Raw genomic sequence first — 22,005 nt, 5'->3', positions numbered from 1 at the left:
TGAGGGCCAGAATGAGGGGTCGGATTATCCCATCGCTTCGGTCAGGTAAGGCCGCGCGGTGGCGCTCAGCACGGCCGCGCCAGGATCGTCGGACAATGCCGCCTCCAGCAGTCCCACATCCTTGACCAACAGCGCGGCACCCTTGAAATCGGCGGGAGAGGGCGTTGACGCGCTCACTTCCAGGCCGAAGCTGTAGCCGCTGCTGGAACGGATCGTCCGGGCCAGCGCGGCCCGATCCAGTCCCATGGCCACGCCGGCGCCGAGTGCCGCGTGGGCGGTGGCGATATTGGCCGCGAGCAGGGCGTTGTTGATGATCTTGGCGCGCTGTCCCGCGCCGACGGGGCCGAGCAGCACGATGTCCTTGCCGAATGTCTCCAGCACGGGCCGCACTGCTCCGAAGACCGCTTCGTCACCTCCGCAGATCACCGTCAGCGCACCCTTCTCGGCCCGTGCCGCGCCGCCGCTGACAGGCGCGTCGATCAGCGCGACGCCGCGAGCCGCGCATTTCCGCGCAAGGGCGATGCAGGTTTCCGGCAGGACGGTGGAATGGATGACGACGCGGCTGCCCGGGCGCATGGCCGGGACAAGCTCGTCGCACACCTGGATGACGTCGGCATCGGCGGAGACGCAGATGCCGACATGATCGCAGGCCGCGCCGAGGTCTGCCACGCTGGTCGCGGCTGTCGCGCCCTTGGCGACATAGGCCTCCAGCACTTCGGGACGGCGCGCCCAGACCGTGAGGGCAAGGCCGGCATCGACGATGCGATGCGCGATCGGCGCGCCCTGGTTGCCCAGCCCGATGAAGCCGATCCGCGAGCCGGTCATCGCCATTCCCATCCCGGCATCAGGCGATGGCGCCCTTGGCCTTGAGTTCTTCTATCCGATCCCAGTCGATGCCCATTTCCATCAGCACCAGTTCGGTATGTTCCGAGGCCTGCGGCGCGCGGGTGGCGACCTGCGCTTCGCCGTTGAACTGCACCGGCCCGCGCACCAGCTTGAGCGGCTTGCCGCCGTCGGCCGCGTCCACTTCGAAGATGACGTCGTTGGCAAGGGTTTGATCGTCGGTCAGCAGGTCCGCGATCGACTGGACCGGCGCCCACTGGCCCTTGAAGGTCTTGAGATGTTCGCGCCAGTACTGGAAGGACTGCTTCGCGAACGCCTCGACGAGGATGGCGCTGGCGGCCTGGGCGTTCTTGAACAGCGATTGCGCATCGGCGAATCGCGGGTCGTCCGCCGCCTCGGGCACGCCGACGTGCTCGAACAGGCTGCGGATCAGGCCGGTCGGCGAAAGCGTGCACAAGTTGATCGTGCCGCCGTCCGAGGTGCGGTAGTAGCCGATGAAGGGATTGACCGGGTTACCGCCGGAAACCGGCATGGTGTTCCGGTTGACCACGCCTGTTTCCAGATATTGCGAGATGATCGCGCCGCAGGCCCAGGACGCCGTGCTGAGCAGCGAAACGTCGAGTTCGATCGCCTCGCCGGTCTTTTCACGGTGATAAAGCGCCGCGGAAATGCCGCCGGCGATGAACATGCCGCCAATCGAATCGCCGAATGCCGGAATGGCCTGTGAAAGCGGGCCGTCCAGTGCCTCGGGAGTCATCGTATGGGCGATGCCGCTGCGCGCCCAGAAGCAGGACCCGTCGAATCCGCCGACCTCGCGTTCCGGCCCCTTGTTGCCGAGCGCCGAGCCGCGGGCGTAGATGATGTTCGGGTTGACCGCGCGGATATGCTCGATGTCGAACTTGTTCTTCTGGCGCACCTGGGGAAGGTAGTTGGTCAGGAACACGTCGCACTGCTTGGCCAGCTCATAGAGCACTTCCTGGCCTTCGGGCGTCGAGACGTCGAGACCGACGCTCCGCTTGCCCCGGTTGGGATGCTCGATCAGCGTATGGCGCAGTGGATCGAGATGCACGCCGCCAAGGTTCAGGAACCCGCGCTGGGTATCGCCGCGCAGCGGGTGCTCGATCTTGATGACGTCGGCCCCCCAGTCCGCCAGCATCGCGCCTGCGGCCGGGACGAAAGTGAACTGCGCCACCTCCAGGACCCGGACGCCTTCCATTACCTTGACTGCCATGGTTGTTCAGAACCTTTTCGAAAGTTACGCGTTCAGACGCGTTCGATAATCAACGCGGGGGCCATGCCGCCAGCGGTGCACATGGTGATGAGGCCGTAGCGTCCGCCCGTCCGCTCCAGCTCGTCGAGCGCAGTGCCGACCAGGATGGTGCCGGTCGCGCCGATCGGATGGCCCAGCGCGATGGCACCGCCGTTGGGATTGACCTTGGCGCGATCAATATCGTGGTCGCGAATGACCTTTTCGACGATCGCGGCGAAAGCCTCGTTGATTTCCCAGACGTCGATGTCGTCCTTGGTCAGCCCGGCCTTGGCCAGCACTTTGGTTACCGCGCCGGAGGGCGCCGTCAGCATCAGCGTGGGATGTTCGCCGTGATTGGCCATGGCGACGATCCGGGCGCGCGGCTTCAGGCCGTACTTCTTCACCGCCGCTTCCGAAGCGAGCAGCAGCGCCGACGCACCGTCGACATTGCCCGAGGAGGTGCCGGCATGGTGGACCGGCTCGATCTTGATGTCGGGGTAGACCTGGTTGATGAGCCCGCCGAAAGTCGGCCCGTCGGGCGCGGAAGGCATGTCGACGAACATGGCGAAAGCGGGCTTGAGTTCGGCCAGTCCTTCCGCCGTGGTGTTCGGCCGGGGATATTCCTCATGATCGAGCACGACGTTGCCCTCGTCGTCGATCACGGGAACCAGCGACTTCGCGAAGCGGCCTTCCTGGATCGCCACGGCGGCGCGGCGCTGGCTTTCGGCGCCGAAGGCATCGAGTGCGGCGCGCGGAATGCCTTCGTTCGCGGCAATGGCGTCCGCCGCGACGCCCTGGTGCGTCTGGGGAAACTTTGCCTGCAGCCGCGGGTTGGCGCCGCCCAGGCCCAGGCTGAAGCCCGCCTCGCGCATGCGGCCGCCGAAATCGGCGGTGAACGAGGTCATCTCCGCCCCGCCGGCGATCAGCAGATCCTCCATGCCGGACATGATCGTCGCCGCCGCGAGGTTGGTGGCGGTGAGGCTGCTGCCGCAGAACCGGTCGAGCGTGACGCCGCTGGTGCCCACGCCCAGGCCGGCGTCGAGCGCGGCCATCCGTCCCAGGTCCGCCGCCTGCAGGCCATATTGCGCCGAAGTGCCCCAGATCACGTCCTCGACCGCGTCCTCGGGCAGGTTGTTGCGCTCCTTGATCGCCTTGAGCACGGTCGCCGCAAGGTGCTGGGGCAGCGTGTCCGCCAGCGCGCCCTTGCCCTTCTTGCCGATGCCGCGCGGCGTGCGCACCGCGTCGATGATGTAGGCCTCAGCCATCAGGTGTTTCCCTTCGATTTCAATTGCGGCTGCGCGGCAGCCCCAGGCCGCGTTCAGCCACCATGGAGCGATGCACTTCGCTGGTGCCTGCCCATATGGTGGCGCCATGGGCAAAGCGGTAGGCGAGATTGACCGCCTCGGCAGCACCCGGCCGTTTCGAAAGCGAGAGCGGCGCGGTCAGGTCCAGCAGGTCGCTGGCGTCGGCCAGGAACAAGTCGGAAGTGAACCCTTTCGACATGGCGCCGGCGGCGGGAATTTCGATCTTGTTTTCCGCTCCCCACAGCGCGCGCAGGCCCAGCATTTCCGAGAGCAGCTCATGCGCGACTGTCCGCGCGAGCCGCATCTGCGCGGGCGCATGTTCGATCAGCGGTTTGCCGTCGTGCTGGATTTCGCGGCACAATTCCTCGGCGGCGCGCACCAGGCCGCGCAGCGATCGCGCGAAATTGCCGCTTTGTTCCAGCTCCAGCGTGGCGGACATCGTGCGGTTGCCGCCGTTGACTTCGCCCAGGCGATAGTCGTCGGGAATGCGCACCCCGTCATAGAAGGTGATGTTGGTGCGCTCGTCCTGGAAGGTGTGGACCGGTTGCACCGTCACGCCCTCTGCCTTGAGCGGCACGATGAACATGGTCAGTCCCTTGTGCTTGGGCGCATCGGGGTCGGTGCGGCACAGCATCAGCACATAGCTGGCGATGTCGGCGCCGCTGGTGAACATCTTGGTGCCGTCTATCCGCCAGCCATCGCCGTCGCGGGTCGCCTTGCACTTCGCCGCGAAGACGTCCGAGCCCGATCCGGGTTCGGAGAAGCCGACGCTGCAGATGATGTCCCCGGCCAGGATCGGCTCCAGCACATCCTTGCGCGCCTTTTCGCTGCCGAAGCGGTCGACGATGGCGGCCACCATCTGCGAGGTGCCGGTCGAATGGTTCGACCAGCCATGCTTGGCCCAGACCTCGAGCGCGGCGAAGCGCGCATAGGGGGTGGCGCCGCGTCCGCCTTTCGCCTTGGGCCATGCCGGGAACAGCAGGTTGGCCTCGGCGAGCTTCTTGTGGACTTCGGGGTGATGGCCTTCCCAGGAATGGTGGGCATGGGCCTTGAGTTCGGGCGTGAGCGTGCGCGTGAAGAACTCATCGGTTTCGGCCGCGAGGGCGCGTGCCTCTTCACCCAGATCGGTGTCGATCGAAACCGCGCCGACATCGGGAACGGTCGCGGCTTCGCCCGCGTAGAGTCGCCGCCCCGCTTCCTCGAGATAGAATTGCGGATCGCCGTGGATTGCCGGCCAGGCCTTGGCGCGCAGATTGTAAAGGTGGATGTCGTATTCGGTCGAAAGCCCGTAGCCGCCGAAAGTCCGCGCGGCCTGGATTCCGACTTGCCCGGCGGTCTGCGCCGCCCACCACAGCGCCAGCGGGATGTGTGCCGCGGCCTCGGGCGCGCCCGAGGCTATCTCGTGGATGACCTTCCAGATCAGGTACTTGCCGCCCTGGACGCTGGAATAAAGCGTTGCCATGGGGTGTGACAGGCCCTGGAAAGTACCGATCGGCACGCCGAATGCGTGGCGCTCGGAGGCATAGGCGGCCGCCAGTCGCAGGGCTTCGCTCGAAAGGCCTGTGAGCGAAGCGGCGGTGAGCAGCTTCCATTCCTCCCGCGCGGCGGCGAAAGCCGCAAGCGCATCGGGCCCGGTGGCGAGCACCGTATGCGGCGCGCTCGCCAGGTCGACCTCGCCGATGCCGTTGGACGCCAGCGTCGCTTCGGGGTGCCGGTCGGCGGCGGAGAGCGAGACCAGCACGAGCGAGTCCCCCCGAAGCGCCACGACCAGGTCGGCGTTGGCGCCGCCCGAAAGCCACTGGCGCGGCTGCCGGGCGATGTCGTGAAACGCGATCGTCGCAAGGCTTTCGCCGGAGACCACCACATCGAGCGCGGGATCATCGAAGGTGGCGAGCAGCCGCGCGGCCATCAGCGTTTCCGCCAGCGGTCCCGTCGCCAGGGTCCGCCCGGCTTCCTCCATCAGCAGCACGGCGTCGAACGTGCCGAGGCCAAGCCCGCCCTTGTCCTCCTCCACGCGCATCGCGAAGGCGCCCAGCTCCGCAAGGCCTGCCCACAAGTCGCGATCGAAACCCAGCGGCTGCGCCGCGCGGACCCGCTCCATGCTGCTGAGATCGTCCAGCAGCCGGGCAAAGGAATCGCGCATCAGCTGCTGGTCGTCGTTAATCTCCAGATTCATGTAACGAGATGCCTCTCACGATAGCCGTTTGTTTCGGCGGGGCATCCGCGATCCGGCCTCGTGGCGGACTCCCCCCCGGCCGGTGTCCTGCTCGGTTTTGCAATGACAATCAACCCTGGCACATCTGCGCGTGACACCGGCATGTCACATGCAATTGTTTGTAATGGAACGGCAATTGGCGCATCGCAATGGATTGGCATGGCATGGTGCGTTGTTGCCCTAACGGTTATTGGCCTGCCTCGGCCACAAGTGGCATCGGCGAGCTATCAAATAACGGGCGACCGACGCCATCCGGCGTCACACCGCCGCCGCTGCCTGGCGTTGAGGAGAATGGAAATGGCCGCAAACCTGGGACGGACGTCCACTGCGGACGAAGTTCTCGAAGGTATCGATCTGCAAGGCAAGCGCGCGCTCGTTACCGGCGTTACCGCCGGGATCGGCGGCGAAACCGCGCGGGTTCTGGTCGCGCATGGCGCCGACGTGGTGGGAACCGCGCGTGATCTTGGCAAGGCGGAGCGCAAGCTGGGCCCGGTGCGGGAGGCGGCGGCGCGGCGCGGGTCGTTCGAACTTGCCGAACTTGACCTTGCCTCGCTGGCCAGCGTGCGGGCCTGCGCCGATCGCCTGACGGCGGACGGCCGGCCATTCGATCTCGTCATCGCCAACGCGGGTGTCATGGCAATTCCCTTCGGCCTGACCGAAGACGGGTTCGAGATCCAGTTCGGCACCAATCATCTCGGCCATTTCCTGCTGGTCAACCGGATCGCTCCGCTGATGCGACCGGGTGCGCGGCTGGTCATGCTGTCATCGTCCGGGCACCGCGGCGGCGATGTCGATCTCGACGATCCGAACTTCGAACGCACGCCTTATAACCAGTGGCTGGCCTACGCCCGTTCGAAGACCGCCAACATGCTGTTCGCGGTGGAGTTCGATCGCCGCCATGCTCCGCGCGGGATTCGCGCCAGCGGCGTCCATCCGGGCCGCGTCGACACCGAACTGTTCCGGCATCTGGGGGAAGGCGGGCTCGACGGCCTCGTCGCCACCATCGACAAGGGACTGGTCGAGCGGGGACTGCCGCCGTCGATCACCAAGACACCGGCGCAGGGCGCCGCGACTTCGGTCTGGGCGGGGGTGGCCGCGCCGGCCGATCTGGTCGGCGGGCGATTCTGCGAGGACTGCGGTGTTTCGCCCGTCAACGACAGCACCGAGCGTCTTCCCGACATGGCGGGCGTCCGTTCCTATGCCATCGATCCCGCGAACGCACGCGCGCTGTGGGCGAAAAGCGAGGAGTGGGTGGGGGAGAGTTTCGCGACTTGATCTCCCGCCCGGCACCGGGTTTGCCGGGCCCGGCGCATGGCTTTATCAACGATGCAAGGCTCGCGCGGGAGATGCCCTCCCGCGCGCAAAAAGGATTCTAGAAGGTAATGTCCGAATATCTGGGCGAATTTCGTACCGAATGGCGTGCGGTGACATCGGCCATGGTCGGCCTGTCTTCAGGGCTCATCATGAACAGCTATGCCGCCGGGATCATGGGGCCGCACCTGGTGGCGGCGTTCCACTGGTCCAAGTCGGAACTGGCCGCCGTCCAGATCTTGGCGCTGATCGCCGTCTTCGCGTTTCCATTCGTCGGGCGGCTTGCCGACGTGGTCGGCTCGCGGCGAACGGCGCTGGTGGGCATCGTCGCCTCGCCGCTGCTGTTCTTCGCCTTCACCATGGTCACCAGCATCACCACTTACGCCGCGATCTTCGCGCTCCAGGTGCTGTTTCTCACCACCACCACGCCGCCGATCTATTGCCGTGTCATCGTCCAGTATTTCAAGAAGGCGCGCGGACTGGCACTGGCGTTGGCGGCCTCCGGCCCGTCCGCGGTCGCGGCGATCGGCGGGCCGCTGCTCAACAATCTCGTGGTCGCGAAGGGGTGGCAGGCGGGCTACCTCGCGCTGATGGTCTTCGCCATCGTCGGCGGCCTCAGTGCCTATCTGCTGATGCCCCGGGAGCTGCGCGAATCCGGCCAGCCGGCGCGCAAGCAGGCCGCGCGCGAGGATTACAGGATGATCCTGCACGCACCGGCGTTCTGGCTGCTGGTGGTCAGCATGTTGCTGTGCAACCTGCCCCAGGCGGTGATACTGACCCAGCTCAACCTGATGATCGCCGAGCACAACGTGGTCGGCAGGTCCGCTTCGATCATGGTGTCCGCCTACGCGGTCGGCATGTTGATCGGGCGCTTCATCAGCGGCTATGCGCTCGACCGGTTTCCGGCGCGGCTGGTGGCGACGATCGGCTTGTCGATATCGGCCTTCGGACTTCTCGCCATGGGACTGCAAGGCGGATCGATCGTCGGGCTGGCGCTGGCGGTCCTGGCCATCGGCCTCTCGTTCGGCGCCGAATCCGACATTCTGGCCTATCTGATCTATCGCCAGTTCGGCGTGCGCGTTTACAGCACCGTCCACGGCATGCTCGCGGCGACCGTGGCGATCGCCTCGGCACTGGGCGCTGGGGCGCTCAGCTACATTCTCTATCTGACCGACTCGTACAAGCCGTTCCTGCTGATTACGGGCGTCGCCGTGCTGACGGGCGGATTGTTGCTCTTGCTGCTGCCGCGCGGCGTGGAGGAAGACGCATAGTCGCTGCCGGGACCGTGAATCCCATGACGCGCGGGGCTCGCGGCGATCGGAAATTGGGGCCAGCGCATGAAGCCATGCGAAATTCCTTCACGCGCCATCGAGCCCTGGCGTCGCTGTGGGGCAGAAATCAGTTGCAGCCGGAAGTCGATCTCCTAAGTGCTATCTGCAAATGACACCGGGCCGCCCGGGACGTCTTCCGCGCGTCGTGAACCAAGCGACCTGATTCCCGTCAGGCCGCTTTTCACGCCGCGTCGGCGCTTCGTCCCGGCCAGCCTCACACGCTAGAACGAGGATGGTTTCGATGAGTGATTCTGCAAGGTTGGACGGTAAGGTCGTCGCGGTCACCGGCGCGGGACGTGGCATTGGTCGCGAGATCGCGTTGCTCTGCGCCAAGCAGGGCGCCTCGGTGGTGGTCAACGATCTGGGCACTTCGCCCGACGGCGAAGGCGCCGATGCCGGTCCGGCCGAGGAAGTCGTAGGCCTGATCCGCGCGGCCGGCGGCAAGGCCGTGGTGAACGGCGCCAGTGTCGCCGACCCGGCGGGTGCGACCAGCATCATCGAGGACGCGGTCAAGAACTTCGGCAAGATCGATGGCCTGGTGAACAATGCCGGCATCCTGCGCGACCGCATTTTCCACCGCATGAGCATCCAGGACTGGAACGACGTGGTCAACGTCACCCTGAACGGCTATTTCTACACCTCGAAGGCGGCGGCCAACTACTTCAAGGACCAGGGCAGCGGTTCTTACGTTCACTTCACGTCGACCTCGGGCCTCGTCGGCAACTTCGGCCAGGCCAACTATTCGGCGGCCAAGATGGGCGTCGTCGGCCTGTCGAACTCGATCGCGCTCGACATGCAGCGCTCGGGCGTCCGCTCGAACTGCATCTCGCCCTATGCCTGGAGCCGCCTGATCGCCACGATCCCGACCGAAAGCGAGGAAGAGCTGGCCCGCGTCGAGCGGATGAAGACCATGTCCGCCGACAAGATCGCGCCGATGGTGGCCACGCTGCTTTCGGATGCCGCCAAGGACATCACCGGGCAGATCTTCTGCGTGCGCAAGAACGAGATCTCACTGTTCACCATGCCGCGCCCGATCCGCACGATCCATCGCGGCGACGGCTGGACGCCGGAAACGATCGCTTCGGACCTGCTGCCGGCCCTGCGTCCGCACATGCCCAAGCTCGCCCGTTCGGCCGACATGTTCCCCTACGATCCGATCTGAGGCCAGCCCATGACGATCGATCCCGCCGCGCTGGTCGCGCGTCCGCCCATCGTGTCGCACCAGACCGTCACCAAGCGTGACGTGATGCTCTACGCGCTGGGCGTCGGTTCAGACGATCTTTCCTTCGTGTATGAGGAAAACCTCCAGATGCTTCCCACGATGGCGACCACGCTCGCCTATCCGGGTTTCGTCTGGAAGGATTTCGATCTTGGCGCGGACTGGAAAAAGGTCCTGCACGGGGAAACCAGCATCGAACTTCACCGGCCGTTGCCGGTGGAGGGCGAGCTTGTCGGAGAGACGACCTTCGGGCCGTTCTTCGACAAGGGCGCGGACAAGGGGACGGTCGCCTATCAGAAGCGCGAGATCCGCGATGCTGAGGGAAATCTTCTCGTCACGGTGCGCAACAGCAGCTTCCTGCGCGGAGACGGCGGGCAGGGCGGTTCGTCGGAGCCTCAACCGAAGCCTCGTCCGCTGCCCGACCGTCCCGCCGATGAGGTGGTGACCCTGGCCACGGCCGCCAACCAGGCGATGATCTATCGCCTCTCGGGTGACTACAACCCGCTGCACATCGATCCGGAAGTCGCCAAGGTCGGCGGTTTCGACCGGCCGATCCTGCACGGCCTGGCGACCTTCGGGGTGGCGGGCCGGGCGGTGCTTTCGGCGCTGTGCGGGAACGATTCCTCGCGGCTCAAGCGGCTCGACGTGCGTTTTGCGAGCCCGGTGTTCCCGGGCGAGACGATCCGCACCGAGATCTGGCGCGAGGGCGACGGGATCGCCTCTTATCGCTCCAGCGTGGTCGAGCGCGACCTGGTGGTGCTGAACAACGGTTACGTGGAGTTTGCATGATGGCCGATGTCGGCATTCTTTCATTCGGCGCCTATGTGCCGCGCCGGCGCTTGCAGCGCAGTGCCATCTACGCGGCCAACGCCTGGTTCGCGCCGGGGCTCAAGGGCCTCGCCAAGGGCGAGCGGGCGATCGGCGACTGGGACGAGGACAGCGTTACCATGGCGGTGGAAGCCGCGCGTGACACGCTGACTGGGATCGACCGGTCGACCGTCGGCTCGCTGTCGCTGGCATCCACCACGCTGCCCTTCGTCGACCGGCTCAATTCCGGCATCGTCAAGGAAGCGCTGGTCCTGTCCGACGGTGTCGCCGCGTTTGACCTGACCGGCAGTCAGCGCGCCGGCGTTTCCGCCCTGCGCGACGCTTTCGAGGCCGCTTCGGGCCGCAAGGCGCCGCACTTGTGCCTGGCCGCCGAAATGCGCAAGACCTGCCCGGCGTCCGACCTGGAGCTGCTCAGCGGCGATGCCGCGGCGGGGCTCCTGGTGGGAACCGGCGATGTCGTCGCCAAGTTCCTGGGCGCCTACAGCCTGACGACCGACTTCGTCGATCACTACCGTTCGCCGGGCATGGACTATGACTATGTCTACGAAGCGCGCTGGATCCGCGAGGAGGGCCATGTCGGCCTTACCAGCCGTGCGCTGAAGGAAGGGCTTGCCGCTCTGGGGGTGAACCCCACCGAGATCGATCGCCTGCTGGTGCCGATCTCCGCCAAGGGCGTGGCCGCCACGCTCGCCAAGAAGGCCGGCATTCCCGACAGCGCGGTGGCCGACACGCTGCAGGCGCAGCTGGGCGAAGCGGGCTCCGCGCACGGCCTCGTCATGCTGGTCGCCGCGCTGGAGGCGGCCAAGCCCGGCGAGAAGATCCTGCTGGTCGGCTTCGGCCAGGGCGCGGACCTGATCCTGCTCGAAACCACCGATGCCCTCGCCAGGCTGGCGCCGCGGCGCGGCGTCGCCGGTTCGCTGGCGGGCGGGGTCAAGGATGAGAACTACATGCGCTGGCTGGCGCATCGCGGGCTCGTCGATCTCGACAAGGGCATGCGTGCGGAGCAGGACCAGAAGCAGCCCTCGACCACGCTGTGGCGTCATCGCAAGGCGGTGATGGGGCTGGTCGGCGGACGCTGCACCAAGACCGGCACGGTGCAGTTCCCCAAGTCCGACATCTCGGTCAATCCCAACGATCGCACCGCGCATACGCAGGAAGACTATCCGCTGGCGGAAATCCCGGCGCGGGTCTTGACGGTAACCGCCGACAGCCTGACTTATAGCCCGAGCCCGCCGCTCTATTACGGCATGATCGATTTCGAGGGCGGCGGCCGCATGACCGCCGAATTCGCCGATCTTACCGAGGAGGTCGAGGTCGGCTGCGAGATGCGGATGGTTTTCCGCATCAAGGCCGTCGACGACGTGCGTGGTTTCGTGAAGTATTTCTGGAAGGCGGCGCCGGTCCGCTGACCCGCACCGAGGAGTGATGACATGGCAAAAGGCATCAAGGACAAGGTCGCAATCCTCGGCATGGGCTGCAGCCGCTTCGGCGAGCGGTGGGACATGGACGCCGACAACCTCATGGTCGAGGCTTTCGAGGAAGCGATCGCCGATGCGGCGATCGACGTAAGCCAGATCGACGCGGCCTGGATGGGCGTCGGCTTCGATGCGATGAACATCGGGCCTTCCGGCCTGCCGCTGTCGATCGCGCTGCGGCTGCCGAACATCGGCGTCACCAAGGTGGAAAACTACTGCGCCAGTGGCACCGAGAGCTTTCGCGGCGCGGTCTACGCGGTGGCCAGCGGCGCGGCCGACATCGCGCTGGCGCTCGGGGTGGAGAAACTCAAGGACACCGGCTACGGCGGCCTGCCGGTGCGCACGCGCGGCACCACGTTCGACATGGTGGGCGTGACCGGCTCGGCCCCGGGCAACTTCGCCCAGGTCGCCTCGGCCTATCGCGCCGCGCACAATGTCAGCAAGGACGACCTCAAGCGCGCGATCGCGCACGTTTCGGTCAAGAGCCACGCCAACGGCGCCAAGAACCCCAAGGCGCACTTGCGCAAGGTGGTGGACATGGACACCGTGCTCAACGCGCCGATGATCGCCGAGCCGCTGGGGCTCTACGACTGCTGCGGCGTGTCGGACGGTGCGGCCTGCGCGATCGTCACCACCCCCGAGATCGCCCGCGCCCTGGGCAAGACCGATCTGGTCACCGTCAAGGCATTGCAGATCGCGGCCTCGAACGGCTGGGAACTGCAGCATGCAGGTGGTTGGAACGGTTCCTATTTCCACCCGACGCGCGTCGCCGCGAAGCGTGCCTATGACGAAGCCGGGATCACCAGCCCCCGCGACCAGCTCAGCCTGACCGAGGTGCATGACTGCTTCTCGATCACCGAGCTGGTGACGATGGAGGACTTGTTCCTTTCCGACGAGGGCCAGGCCTGGAAGGACGTGCTCAACGGCGATTTCGACGCCGATGGCCGCACGCCGTGCCAAATCGACGGCGGGCTCAAGTGCTTCGGCCATCCGATCGGGGCTTCGGGCCTTCGCATGATCTACGAAAACTATCTTCAGCTTCTCGGCCGCGCCGGCGATCGCCAGCGCAAGACACCGCCGAGCCTGGCGCTCAGCCACAACCTGGGCGGCATGCCCAGCCAGAACGTGAGCGCAATCGCCATTGTGGGACTTGCCGATGCCTGAGACCGGACTTGACGCCGAAACTTTCGAAGCCTTCATCACCACGCTGCGCCGCTTCGTGCGCGAGCGGATGATCCCGGCCGAGCCGCAGGTTTTCGAGGATGACCGCATCCCGGAGCCCCTGCTCAACGAGATGCGAGAGATGGGCCTGATGGGCCTCAGCGTACCCGAGGCCTATGGCGGCCCCGGCCTGTCGATGGGCCAATATCTGCAGGCTGTTGCGGAAATTGCCTATGCGGCCCCTGCTTTCCGTTCGGCCATGGCCATCGGCACGGGCATCATCACTACCGCGCTCAAGCTCGACGGCACCGAGGAACAGCGACAGGAATACCTGCCGCGTCTCGTCGCCGGTGAGATCGCGAGCTTCTGCCTGACCGAACCGGACAGCGGATCGGATAGCGCAGCGATGAAGACTCGCGCGGTCAAGGACGGCGATTTCTACGTTCTCAATGGATCGAAGCGTTATATCACGAACGCACCGCAGGCGAATTTCTTCCTTGTCATGGCGCGCACCAGCGCGGAATCGCTGCCGGGTAACGCGCATGTCAGTGGATTTCTGATTCCGCTCGGAACGCCCGGCCTTTCGATCGGCAAGCCCGACAAGAAGATGGGCCAGCGCGGCGCGCTGACCGCCGACGTCGTGCTTGAGGAGGTGCGCGTTCCCGCCTCGGCGCTGCTCGGCGGAGTGGAGGGAAAGGGTTTCAAGACCGCGATGAAGGCGCTCGACGGCGGGCGCCTCAGCGTGACCGCTTCGGCGCTCGGCCTCAGCCGTCGCACGCTCGATGTGGCGCTGCGCTATGCGAACGAGCGCAAGGCCTTCGGCGAGACCATCGCGAACTTCCAGCTCGTCCAGGCGATGCTGGCGGACTCGCAAGTGGAACTCTACGCGGGTGAGTGCATGCTGCGCGATGCCGTCGCCAAGGCGGAAACGGGCCAGTCGATCCTCAAGGAAGGTGCTGCCTGCAAGATCTTCGCCAGCGAGGCGCTGGGCCGGATTGCCGATCGCTGCGTCCAGATCTTCGGCGGGGCGGGTTACATGGCCGAATACGATGCCGAGCGGCTCTATCGCGATGCCCGCGTGTTCCGCATCTACGAAGGCACCACCCAGATCCTGCAACTCGTGATCGCCAGGGCTATGCTCAAGGAATACGCGCAAGGCTTCTGAATGCCTGGGGAGACGGAATGAGCCAGCTTTTGAACGATGCGGGCGAACCGCGGCTGCTCACGAGCATCGCCGACGGCATCGGCTGCGTCACCATCAACCGGCCGGAGGCGCGCAATGCGATGTCTTCCGATGTGCGGGAGGGTTTGTTCACGTTCTTCGAGGACGTGCGCGGCCGTGAAGACGTGCGGGTGGTTCTGATCCAGGCGGCTGGCAAAAGCTTCGTCGCCGGGGGTGATATCAAGGCCTTCGGAGAGGGTCTTGCCATGACGCCCGAGGACCGCGCCACCGACATGAAGGGCCGCGCCGCCGGTGCCGGCGCGCTGAGCGCGCTTATCAGCACTCTGCCGCAGCCGGTGATCGTCGCCGCGCGCGGTTATGCGGTGGGGGTCGGCGCCAGCCTGCTGTTCGCCTCGGATCTCGCGATCGTTTCGGAGACCGCCAAGGTCGGCCTCACGCATGTGACGCTGGGCATCAATCCCGACGGGGCGGGGACCTTCTTCCTGCCGCGCCAGGTGGGGATGAAGCGCGCCGCGCAGATCGCGCTGCTCGGCGAGATGATGAATGCCGATGAACTGCTGTCGCTGGGGCTCGTCAACTGGGTCGTGCCCGACGCCGAGCTGGATGAGCGGGCGATGGCGCTGGCGCGCAAGCTGGCGGCCGGGGCACCGGTGGCGCAGCAGGAAGCCAAGCGGCTGCTCCAGGGCGCGCTCGCGCGCGACATCGACGCGCAGGTCGCCGCCGAGGCCGAGAGCCTCTGGCGCTGCGCCCTGACAGAGGACTATGCCGAAGGGCTCCGGGCCATCCTGGAGAGGCGCCCGGCGCGTTTCGGCCAGCAAGGAAACTGACTATGGCGCTGCGCACGCGCATTACCGAAATGCTGGGCATCGAATATCCCGTCGTTCAGGGCGGGATGATGTGGGTTGGCCGCGCCGAACTGGCGAGCGCCGTCTCCAATGCCGGTGGGCTTGGCATTCTCACCGGGCTGACCCAGCCCACGCCCGATGCCTTGCGGGCCGAGATCGATCGCTGCCGGTCGATGACCGACAAGCCTTTCGCGGTGAATCTTACGTTCCTGCCTTCGGTGACGCCGCCGCCTTATGCCGAATACCGCCGCGCGATCATCGAGAGCGGCGTGCGTATCGTCGAGACGGCGGGCAACAACCCGCAGGAACACATTGACGATTTCAAGTCGCACGGGATCATCGTGATCCACAAGTGCACCGCCGTCCGTCATGCGCTCTCGGCCGAGCGGATGGGCGCCGACGCGATCTCGATCGACGGTTTCGAATGCGCGGGGCATCCCGGAGAGGACGACATTCCGGGCCTGATCCTGATTCCGGCGGCTGCGGACAAAGTGAAGATTCCCATGCTGGCAAGCGGCGGCTTCGGCGACGGACGCGGCCTTGTCGCCGCGCTGGCGCTGGGCGCGGACGGCATCAACATGGGCACCCGCTTCATCGCCACGCAGGAAGCGCCGGTGCATGAGAATGTGAAGCAGTTCATCGTCGGCAACGACGAGCGCTCGACCCGGCTGATCTTCCGGGCCTTCAAAAACACCACCCGCGTTTCCGCGAACAGCGTCTCGATCCAGGTGGCGGAAATCCTCAAGAACCCCGAGGCGGTGTTCGAGGACGTGCGCGAGCTGGTGCTGGGGGCCAAGGGCCGGGTCGCGTTGGAAACCGGTGATCTCGATCACGGCCTTATCACTGCCGGCCAGGTGCAGGGCCTGATTCACGACGTGCCGAGCTGCCGCGAACTGATCGAGCGGATCGTGCACGACGCCGAAACGATCATCTCGCAGCGGCTTGCCGGCATGATGGCCGAGACCGTCGCCGCCTGAGCTTCCGCCGGGGTTCATACCAGTCTCTCGGGAGAGCCCCGCTTTCTCCCCACGTCGTTGCCAGGCAATCCAGAGCTGTGCAGGCCGCCCTGGATTGCCTCGCAACGACGAAAGATGCGGGCGAGAGTGAATTTTATCCCAGTCTTGCGCTGGGATAGTCTTGCGCTGGGATAGTTCCGTTGGTCCCGGCCGGGTTCAAGCGAACGGTTCTTCGCCCGCCAGCATCGATCTGTGCATCAGCCGCCCGCTGTCGGGCGCATAGGGCAGGGCGCGATGCAGCGTGCCGGTGTTGTCCCAGATCACCATGTCGCCGATTTTCCATTCGTGCCGATAGACGAATTGCGGCTGCGTCGCCCAGTCCCTCAGCCGGACCAGCAGTTCGAGACTATCGTCGTGCGGCATTCCTTCGACGTAAGCGGCGGTCGCGCCGACCACCAGCGACTTGCGCCCGTTGCGGTGCGTCCAGACCAGCGGCTGCGATTTCGACGGACCGCCGCGGGCCCTGCGGAAATCGGCGTAGGACAGTTCGGGGTTGATGTTGCGCTGAAGCTGAAGATTGGAATGCACCGCTCGCAGCCCCTCCAGCGCGCGCTTGTCTTCATCGGGCAGGGCTTCGTAGGCGGCATAAGTGCTGCACCATTCGGTTTCGCCTCCGGCCGGAGCGAGGTGCCGGGCGGTCAGCACCGATGCCAGGATCGGCACGTCGTGCGTCGTGCCGTCGAGGTGCCACAACAGCGAGTTCTTCAGTGACCGGGCCGTGGGGCTGACCTTCTCGTCAAGGCTGACCTTGAATATGGCCTGCTGCTCGCCGTTGACCATGGGCACGCCGTTGTAGTCATAAGCCAATGCGCCGAGGGAACGGGTGAAGGCGATCTGCTGCTCGTCGTCAAACCCGATTTCGGGAAATACCAGGACGCTCCGTGTTTCAAGCAGGGCGCGGATTTCCTGCGCATGCCTGCCGCTCAGCAGAGTTTCGCCATCGCTATCGATCCGGGTCCCGATGTGCGGTGTCAGATGGCTCACCGAAAGGGCCATGCTGGTGACTGTCATCATTCCTTCTCCCATTAACTGCTCAAGGCCCCGGTGCGGTGCCATCTTGCGCTTCAGGCGATCGGTTCCTCGCCCCTCAGCACGGTACGGTGCATCAGGCGCCCGCAGTTCAACTCGTAAGGGCGGGCGCGGTGCAGGGTGGCGGTGTTGTCCCACATCACCATGTCGCCGACTTTCCATTCGTGGCGATAGACGAATTGCGGCTGCGTGGCCCAGTCGCGCAGCCGCACCAGCAGGTCCAGGCTGTCGAGCGGTTCCATCCCTTCGACATAGGCGGCGGTGGAACCGACCACCAATGATTTCCGGCCGGAGCGATGTTTCCACACCAGTGGCTGCGACTTGGACGGTCCCCGGCGAGACTGCTCGAATTCCGCATATGTCGGCTCGGGGTTCGAATGGCGCGCAAGGGCCCAGTTCGCGTGGACGACGCGCAGGTTTTCAAGCGCGTCCCGCTCGGCCTCGGGCAGAGCGGCAAAGGCGGCGCAGGTATTTGCCCATTCGGTTTCTCCACCCGCCGGGGCCACTTGCTTGGCGGACAGTATGGAGGCCAGGATCGGCACTTCGTGCATCGATCCGTCCAGGTGCCACAGGAAATTGTTCCTGAGCCTCCTGATCGCATGCTGATCGTTCTGCGCGGCGTCCACCCGGTAGATCGGTTGCGGCTTTCCGTCAGGGCCGGCATAGCCGTTGTTCTCGTTCGCGGGAGTGCCCAGCGTGGCGGTGAAGGCGATCTGCTGCTCGTCGGTCATCCCGATCTCCGGAAAGACCAGCACTACCCTGGACGCCAGCAGGGCGCGGATATCCCTCGCGTATCGGCCGCTCAGCAGGGTTTCTATATCGGTATCGATCCTTGAGCCGATAAGCGGCGTCAAATCGATGGCCGGAATCGTCATTTCCGTGACCGTCATGTCCCTCTCCTCCTTGGCGGGCGTCGAGATTTCACATCCTCGGATGTGAAATTCCTCGGCCGCGATTTGCAATCCCGTTGATACCATCCATGCCAGAATTGCAAAGAATCTTTAGGGGGAGAGCTGGCGATGCCTATGCTGGGCGCGGTTTATGCCGCGGCTTTGAAGCCCTATGCAGGTTCGTTTCATGCGCCGGAGCTGATGACACAGGCCGAGCGTGCGACCGGCCTGAGCGACTGGGGGGGCGAGCGCTGGGCGGAGCAGCGTTTCCGCGCGCGCCTCGACGCCTTGTGCCAAGGGCTCGAAGGCGAAGCACGGCTCCACCAGACCGGGCGTTCGCGCGCCCATTCGCGGCTTCACGTGCTGCTGTGCTCACGCCTTCGTCAGGTCGATCATCATCGGCGGCTCGACCATGATGCCGCCATCGCGGCTCCGCTGGTGGGAACCGGGTTGCCGCGCGCGGGAACCACGTTCCTGCACGGTCTTCTCGCCAGCGACCCGGACAACCGCGTGGCCACGGCGGCGCAAGCGGCGATCCCGGTTCCGCCGCCCGGGCAAGCGGGCGCGAACGAAGCCGAGCGAACGGGGCTTTACGAAAGTATTCTCGCATTCCAGGGCTTTACCGCGCCGGACGTTACCGCGATCCATCCTTATGCCGCCGCGGCGCCCGAAGAATGCGTGTTTCTCCAGGAAGCGGCCTGCGGCATGCCGCTGGGCGCCTTCTACCATGCGCCGGCCTTCGCCGCGCTGGCGGGAGGCCCGGATGCCGTGGCCGACAGCTATGCCTGGCAGAAGGGCATGATGGAGAGCCTGCAGGGCGATGGGGCAAGGCGCCGCTGGCTGCTCAAGGCACCTTCGCATATCATCCAGACGGAGGCGCTGTTCGCGGCCTTTCCCGATGCCTTGGTTTTCATCAACCATCGCGATCCGGGCAAGGTCATCCCGTCGATGGCAAGCCTTTACATGAAACTCTACAGTCTCGCCTCGGACAGCAGTGTCGATCCCCTGGCGCTGGGCCCCCGCCTGGTGGCCAACTGGTCCGGTATTCTCGACCGTCTCGACGCCTGGCGCGAGGCTCATCCGGAGGCGCGGATCGTGGATGTGCACTATGTCGATCTGATCGCCGATCCCATCGGCACCGCCCGGCGGCTTTACGAGGCATTCGGCCTCGGCCTGTCCGCCGCGACGCAGAGCGCCATGGCGGCCCATCTCGAAGCCGACAGGCATGGCAAGGGCCCGGCGCGGCGCTATGCCCTGGCCGACTTCGGGCTTTGCGAAGCCGACATAGAGGAGGCCTTCGGCGCCTATATCGAACGGCATGGCGTGGCGCGGGAGGCGCGGGCATGATGAATCCCGCCGACAATGCCGGCCAACTGGCCGCCGAAGCCGATGTCATCGCGCTGTTGCAGGATGATCGGGTCAAGGCCGCGCGCGAACATGTCGGCCGGCTCTGGCGCAATGCCTGGGCCGATGCCATCCCCGATGAAGTGGTGCCGGGAATCGAGTCCATGCTGGACGAGTACTTGGCGAACTGGCTGTTCAAGGCCGCCGCCAGCGACAGCCAGCACCCGCGCTTCGTGCGCAATTTCATGCCGCCCCATTCGTGGCACGGGCACGACGTGCCCGGCACGCGGACCGGCGGGGACAATCCCGACAATATCTACCGGCTCGCCGGCGTTGCCCACGGCACCCGTTATCGGGTGACCGGCCGGCCGGTGGGGCGCGAACCGGCCAATGTCTCGTTCACGCTGGTGGGCGACTATGGTACTTCGGTGACGATCGCAACGATCGAGAGCCACATGCTGGAGCGGCGACCCGACGGTTCCTTTGTCCTGACCATCGACGACGAGCCGGCCGGCGCCCGGCGCAACCACATGACCACCGCGCCGCATGTCAAGTTCCTCTACGTGCGGGACTCGATGGAGGACTGGGAGCATGAAACGCCTTTCGCGCTCGAGATCGAGCGCCTGGGCGAACCCAGCACCGCGCCGCTTTCGCGCGAGGAGATGGCGCAGGCGGCAGTGTTCAGGGCGCGGGAGGACGTGCCGCTGTACTTCTGGTTCCAATCGACTTTCATCAACATGCGGCTGAACAGCTGGAAATTCCTGCCGGCGAACCGGGGCACCGGCGGGCTGGTCACCCAGGCGCTGGGACGCGGCTATTTCGATCTGGGGCCGGACAATGCGGTCATCATCGATTGCGAGCCGGCGGGCGCCGCCTATTGCGCGATTGAGCTCAGCAATTGGCTGTTCCAGTCGCTTGATGCCGATCGGATCACGTCCAGCCTGAATCGCGGCCAATGCACGCCTTGCGCCGACGGCCGTCTTCGCGCGGTCATTTCCCGGCGTGACCCGGGCGTTGCCAACTGGCTCGATTGCGGTGGTTTCTCGCGGGTGATGATGATGCTGCGCTGGCAGGGCTTGCCGCCAGAGCCCCCGCGCGGCGGACCGGGCTTTACGGCACGGCTCGTCCCGCTAGCCGACTTGCGCGGGGCCTTGCCCGGCGACATGCGCTGGCTGACGGCGAGAGAACGCGACGAACAGCGCGCCGCGCGAAAGGCCGCCTTCGCGCGGCGCTATGCCCTGAATGCCCAAACGAATATGGAAACCGGCGGCAGTCAGCCGCGATAATACAACAGGAAAGGATTGGTTCGATGGCCAGATTCCACATCGTGTTCAATACGGCGGCCAAGCCCGGTCGCGGCGAGGAATACAGCGAATGGTGCCGCGTGCAGCATTTCCCCGACATCATGCGCGTACCAGGCCTGGTTTCGGCGAAGCGCTTCAAGGTCATGGGGAAAGGCGGCGAGGACCAGGATCGCTTCGTGGCTATTCTGGAAGTCGAATGCGACGATCCGCGCGATGTCATGCGCGAAATCGGTCGGCGCAACGGCACGCCGGAGATGCCGGGCAGCGATTGCTACGACCCCGCCAGCGTGACGGTGACTTTCACCGAACTCGAGGGCGAATGGAACGCCGCGGCGTGATCGCCTGATCGCTTCCCGCCGCAGCGTGATTGGCGTCTACTTGGCTTTCGGGCCCCCTTTGGGGCTCGCTTCCTTGGCCATTTCATCGGCCAGACGCCAAAGCCGCTCGGCGGAGGGCGACATGATGCGCTTGGACCGGACCAGGATGAGCATGAACGGCGGCAGCGGGTCGGCGAACGGCAGTTTGATGAAATCTTCGGGCACCTGGTCCGCCGCCGTGTAGCACATCACGCAGATGCGCCGCTGCTGCGCCACGTCCAGGACATATCGCCGGCCTTCGGGGACGTGGACCGGCTCCGCGCCCGCGTTGAAGAGCCACGAGTACCGTGGGGCAAGGCGGATCATCTTCGGATCCTTGATCGTTATCGCGACCGGAAGATCCTTGAGGTCCGAAAGGTGAAGCGATGACTTGGCTGCCAGCGGATGCTCCTTGGGCACCGCCATCGCCAGTTCCAGCGCTTCGAGTTCGCAGGTTTCGACGTTCTGGTCGTCGAGAGGGCCGAACGCGATCCCGAAGTCCGCTTCGCCGGACTTCACTTTCGCCACGACTTCGTCCGTCCATTCGGAAGCCGATATCTCGATGTTCACGTCCGGCCGGATCTTCGCGAACCGTTCCAGCAGGCGGTGGCGGCCCTTCAGCGAAAAGGTGGCATAGGCGACACAGATCGTCATTTCCGACCGGATGCGCCGGGTCATCTCCATGGCCTTGTCGCGAACCCGCTGCGCCGCCATCTCGACCTCGCGCGCGACCTCGTAGAATTCCTGTCCTTCGGGCGTCAGGGCGATCCGCGCACCGCTTCGTTCGAACAGCACGATACCCAGCTGGTCCTCAAGCTGCATGATCTGCCGCGAGAGCCACGGCTGATCGATGCCGAGCAGCGTGGCGGCGTGGGTGAAGGACAGGTGTTCCGCAACCGCTACGAAGCGTTGAATGCGTACAAGGCTCAGATTCATCTTGAAACAACCAGAAACTAGCGCGCGACATTGTCAGCGGGGGAGGCTATCCACTGGCCCCCAAGATCGAGCGTTGTCAATCCCGGATAGCACCAGACGCCCCCGGTGACACTATGCCTGGGGAGCGGGCTTGTTCCGGAGCCGGACGGCCGGGAAGGCCGTCCGG

General features: G+C 65.6%; 19 protein-coding genes. 12 read left to right on the top strand and 7 right to left on the bottom strand.

The features are described from left to right. Positions 1–24: 24 nt before the first annotated feature. From BM052_RS07145 to BM052_RS07130, 4 genes are read right to left on the bottom strand one after another with little or no spacing between them, the layout of a single operon-like run. A complete protein-coding gene (locus tag BM052_RS07145) occupies positions 25–825 on the bottom strand; it encodes an NAD(P)-dependent oxidoreductase (RefSeq protein WP_091145058.1) in 801 nt (266 codons plus the stop codon). A gap of 19 nt (positions 826–844) precedes the next feature. Then, positions 845–2,074, bottom strand: coding sequence for a CaiB/BaiF CoA transferase family protein (locus BM052_RS07140; protein WP_255406008.1), 1,230 nt, complete (start codon positions 2,072–2,074; stop codon positions 845–847). A gap of 32 nt (positions 2,075–2,106) precedes the next feature. After that, positions 2,107–3,357: an acetyl-CoA C-acetyltransferase gene (locus tag BM052_RS07135; RefSeq protein WP_091144903.1), complete on the bottom strand. Its 1,251-nt coding sequence runs from the start codon at positions 3,355–3,357 to the stop codon at positions 2,107–2,109. A 19-nt stretch (positions 3,358–3,376) separates the two neighbouring features. Beyond that, entirely contained in the window at positions 3,377–5,572 is a 2,196-nt protein-coding gene (locus BM052_RS07130) for an acyl-CoA dehydrogenase family protein (protein ID WP_091144902.1), read from the bottom strand. Between the two features lie 336 nt (positions 5,573–5,908). On the opposite strand from BM052_RS07130, the gene BM052_RS07125 reads away from it, so the two are divergent. The 9 genes from BM052_RS07125 to BM052_RS07085 all read left to right on the top strand — a co-directional run bounded on the left by BM052_RS07125 (position 5,909) and on the right by BM052_RS07085 (position 15,941). Continuing rightward, positions 5,909–6,886, top strand: a complete 978-nt coding sequence (locus BM052_RS07125) for an SDR family NAD(P)-dependent oxidoreductase (protein WP_091145056.1) — start codon at positions 5,909–5,911, stop codon at positions 6,884–6,886. A gap of 107 nt (positions 6,887–6,993) precedes the next feature. Continuing rightward, positions 6,994–8,193, top strand: coding sequence for an MFS transporter (locus tag BM052_RS07120; protein ID WP_091144899.1), 1,200 nt, complete (start codon positions 6,994–6,996; stop codon positions 8,191–8,193). A gap of 301 nt (positions 8,194–8,494) precedes the next feature. Further along, positions 8,495–9,415: an SDR family NAD(P)-dependent oxidoreductase gene (locus BM052_RS07115; RefSeq protein ID WP_091145054.1), complete on the top strand. Its 921-nt coding sequence runs from the start codon at positions 8,495–8,497 to the stop codon at positions 9,413–9,415. Positions 9,416–9,424: 9 nt separating this feature from the next. Continuing rightward, positions 9,425–10,261, top strand: coding sequence for a MaoC family dehydratase (locus tag BM052_RS07110; protein WP_091144897.1), 837 nt, complete (start codon positions 9,425–9,427; stop codon positions 10,259–10,261). Beyond that, positions 10,258–11,709 (top strand): 3-oxoacyl-[acyl-carrier-protein] synthase III C-terminal domain-containing protein, encoded by a 1,452-nt coding sequence (locus tag BM052_RS07105; protein ID WP_255406007.1) that lies wholly within the window; start codon positions 10,258–10,260, stop codon positions 11,707–11,709. Before BM052_RS07110 ends, BM052_RS07105 begins: the two co-directional genes overlap by 4 nt. 21 nt (positions 11,710–11,730) lie before the next feature. Beyond that, the gene (locus BM052_RS07100) at positions 11,731–12,939 is read left to right on the top strand and encodes an acetyl-CoA acetyltransferase (protein WP_091144892.1); all 1,209 of its coding nucleotides are present in this window, start codon (positions 11,731–11,733) and stop codon (positions 12,937–12,939) included. Next, complete coding sequence (locus BM052_RS07095; RefSeq protein ID WP_091144890.1) at positions 12,932–14,101, top strand: acyl-CoA dehydrogenase family protein; 1,170 nt, start codon at positions 12,932–12,934, stop codon at positions 14,099–14,101. The genes BM052_RS07100 and BM052_RS07095 overlap by 8 nt, the downstream gene beginning before the upstream one ends. Before the next feature lie 17 nt (positions 14,102–14,118). Continuing rightward, positions 14,119–14,946: an enoyl-CoA hydratase/isomerase family protein gene (locus tag BM052_RS07090; RefSeq protein WP_091144888.1), complete on the top strand. Its 828-nt coding sequence runs from the start codon at positions 14,119–14,121 to the stop codon at positions 14,944–14,946. Between the two features lie 2 nt (positions 14,947–14,948). Then, the gene (locus tag BM052_RS07085) at positions 14,949–15,941 is read left to right on the top strand and encodes an NAD(P)H-dependent flavin oxidoreductase (RefSeq protein ID WP_091144885.1); all 993 of its coding nucleotides are present in this window, start codon (positions 14,949–14,951) and stop codon (positions 15,939–15,941) included. A 195-nt stretch (positions 15,942–16,136) separates the two neighbouring features. On the opposite strand, the gene BM052_RS07080 is transcribed toward BM052_RS07085, so the two are convergent. Together BM052_RS07080 and BM052_RS07075 are read right to left on the bottom strand one after the other, a co-directional pair. Next, positions 16,137–16,991 carry a TauD/TfdA dioxygenase family protein gene (locus BM052_RS07080; protein ID WP_091145052.1) on the bottom strand — a complete coding sequence of 285 codons (855 nt, stop codon included), beginning with the start codon at positions 16,989–16,991 and terminating at the stop codon, positions 16,137–16,139. Between the two features lie 53 nt (positions 16,992–17,044). Then, positions 17,045–17,899: a TauD/TfdA dioxygenase family protein gene (locus BM052_RS07075; RefSeq protein ID WP_091144882.1), complete on the bottom strand. Its 855-nt coding sequence runs from the start codon at positions 17,897–17,899 to the stop codon at positions 17,045–17,047. 129 nt (positions 17,900–18,028) lie between these two features. Here BM052_RS07075 and BM052_RS07070 point away from each other — a divergent pair, with 129 nt between their 5' ends. Genes BM052_RS07070 through BM052_RS07060 form a run of 3 tightly spaced genes read left to right on the top strand, consistent with a single transcriptional unit; the run spans position 18,029 to position 20,885 of the window. Continuing rightward, positions 18,029–19,246 (top strand): sulfotransferase family protein, encoded by a 1,218-nt coding sequence (locus BM052_RS07070; RefSeq protein WP_091144880.1) that lies wholly within the window; start codon positions 18,029–18,031, stop codon positions 19,244–19,246. After that, positions 19,243–20,529 carry a hypothetical protein gene (locus tag BM052_RS07065; RefSeq protein WP_091144878.1) on the top strand — a complete coding sequence of 429 codons (1,287 nt, stop codon included), beginning with the start codon at positions 19,243–19,245 and terminating at the stop codon, positions 20,527–20,529. Before BM052_RS07070 ends, BM052_RS07065 begins: the two co-directional genes overlap by 4 nt. A gap of 23 nt (positions 20,530–20,552) precedes the next feature. Continuing rightward, a complete protein-coding gene (locus BM052_RS07060; RefSeq protein ID WP_091144875.1) occupies positions 20,553–20,885 on the top strand; it encodes a hypothetical protein in 333 nt (110 codons plus the stop codon). A gap of 36 nt (positions 20,886–20,921) precedes the next feature. Here BM052_RS07060 and BM052_RS07055 read toward each other — a convergent pair whose 3' ends face one another. Further along, a complete protein-coding gene (locus BM052_RS07055) occupies positions 20,922–21,839 on the bottom strand; it encodes a LysR family transcriptional regulator (RefSeq protein ID WP_091144873.1) in 918 nt (305 codons plus the stop codon). Positions 21,840–22,005: the final 166 nt, after the last annotated feature.

The sequence above is a fragment of the Novosphingobium sp. CF614 genome, assembly GCF_900113255.1.
Lineage (GTDB): Bacteria > Pseudomonadota > Alphaproteobacteria > Sphingomonadales > Sphingomonadaceae > Novosphingobium.
Note: the sequence above shows the minus strand (reverse complement) of the source record. Positions and strands in the feature narration are given on the sequence as shown.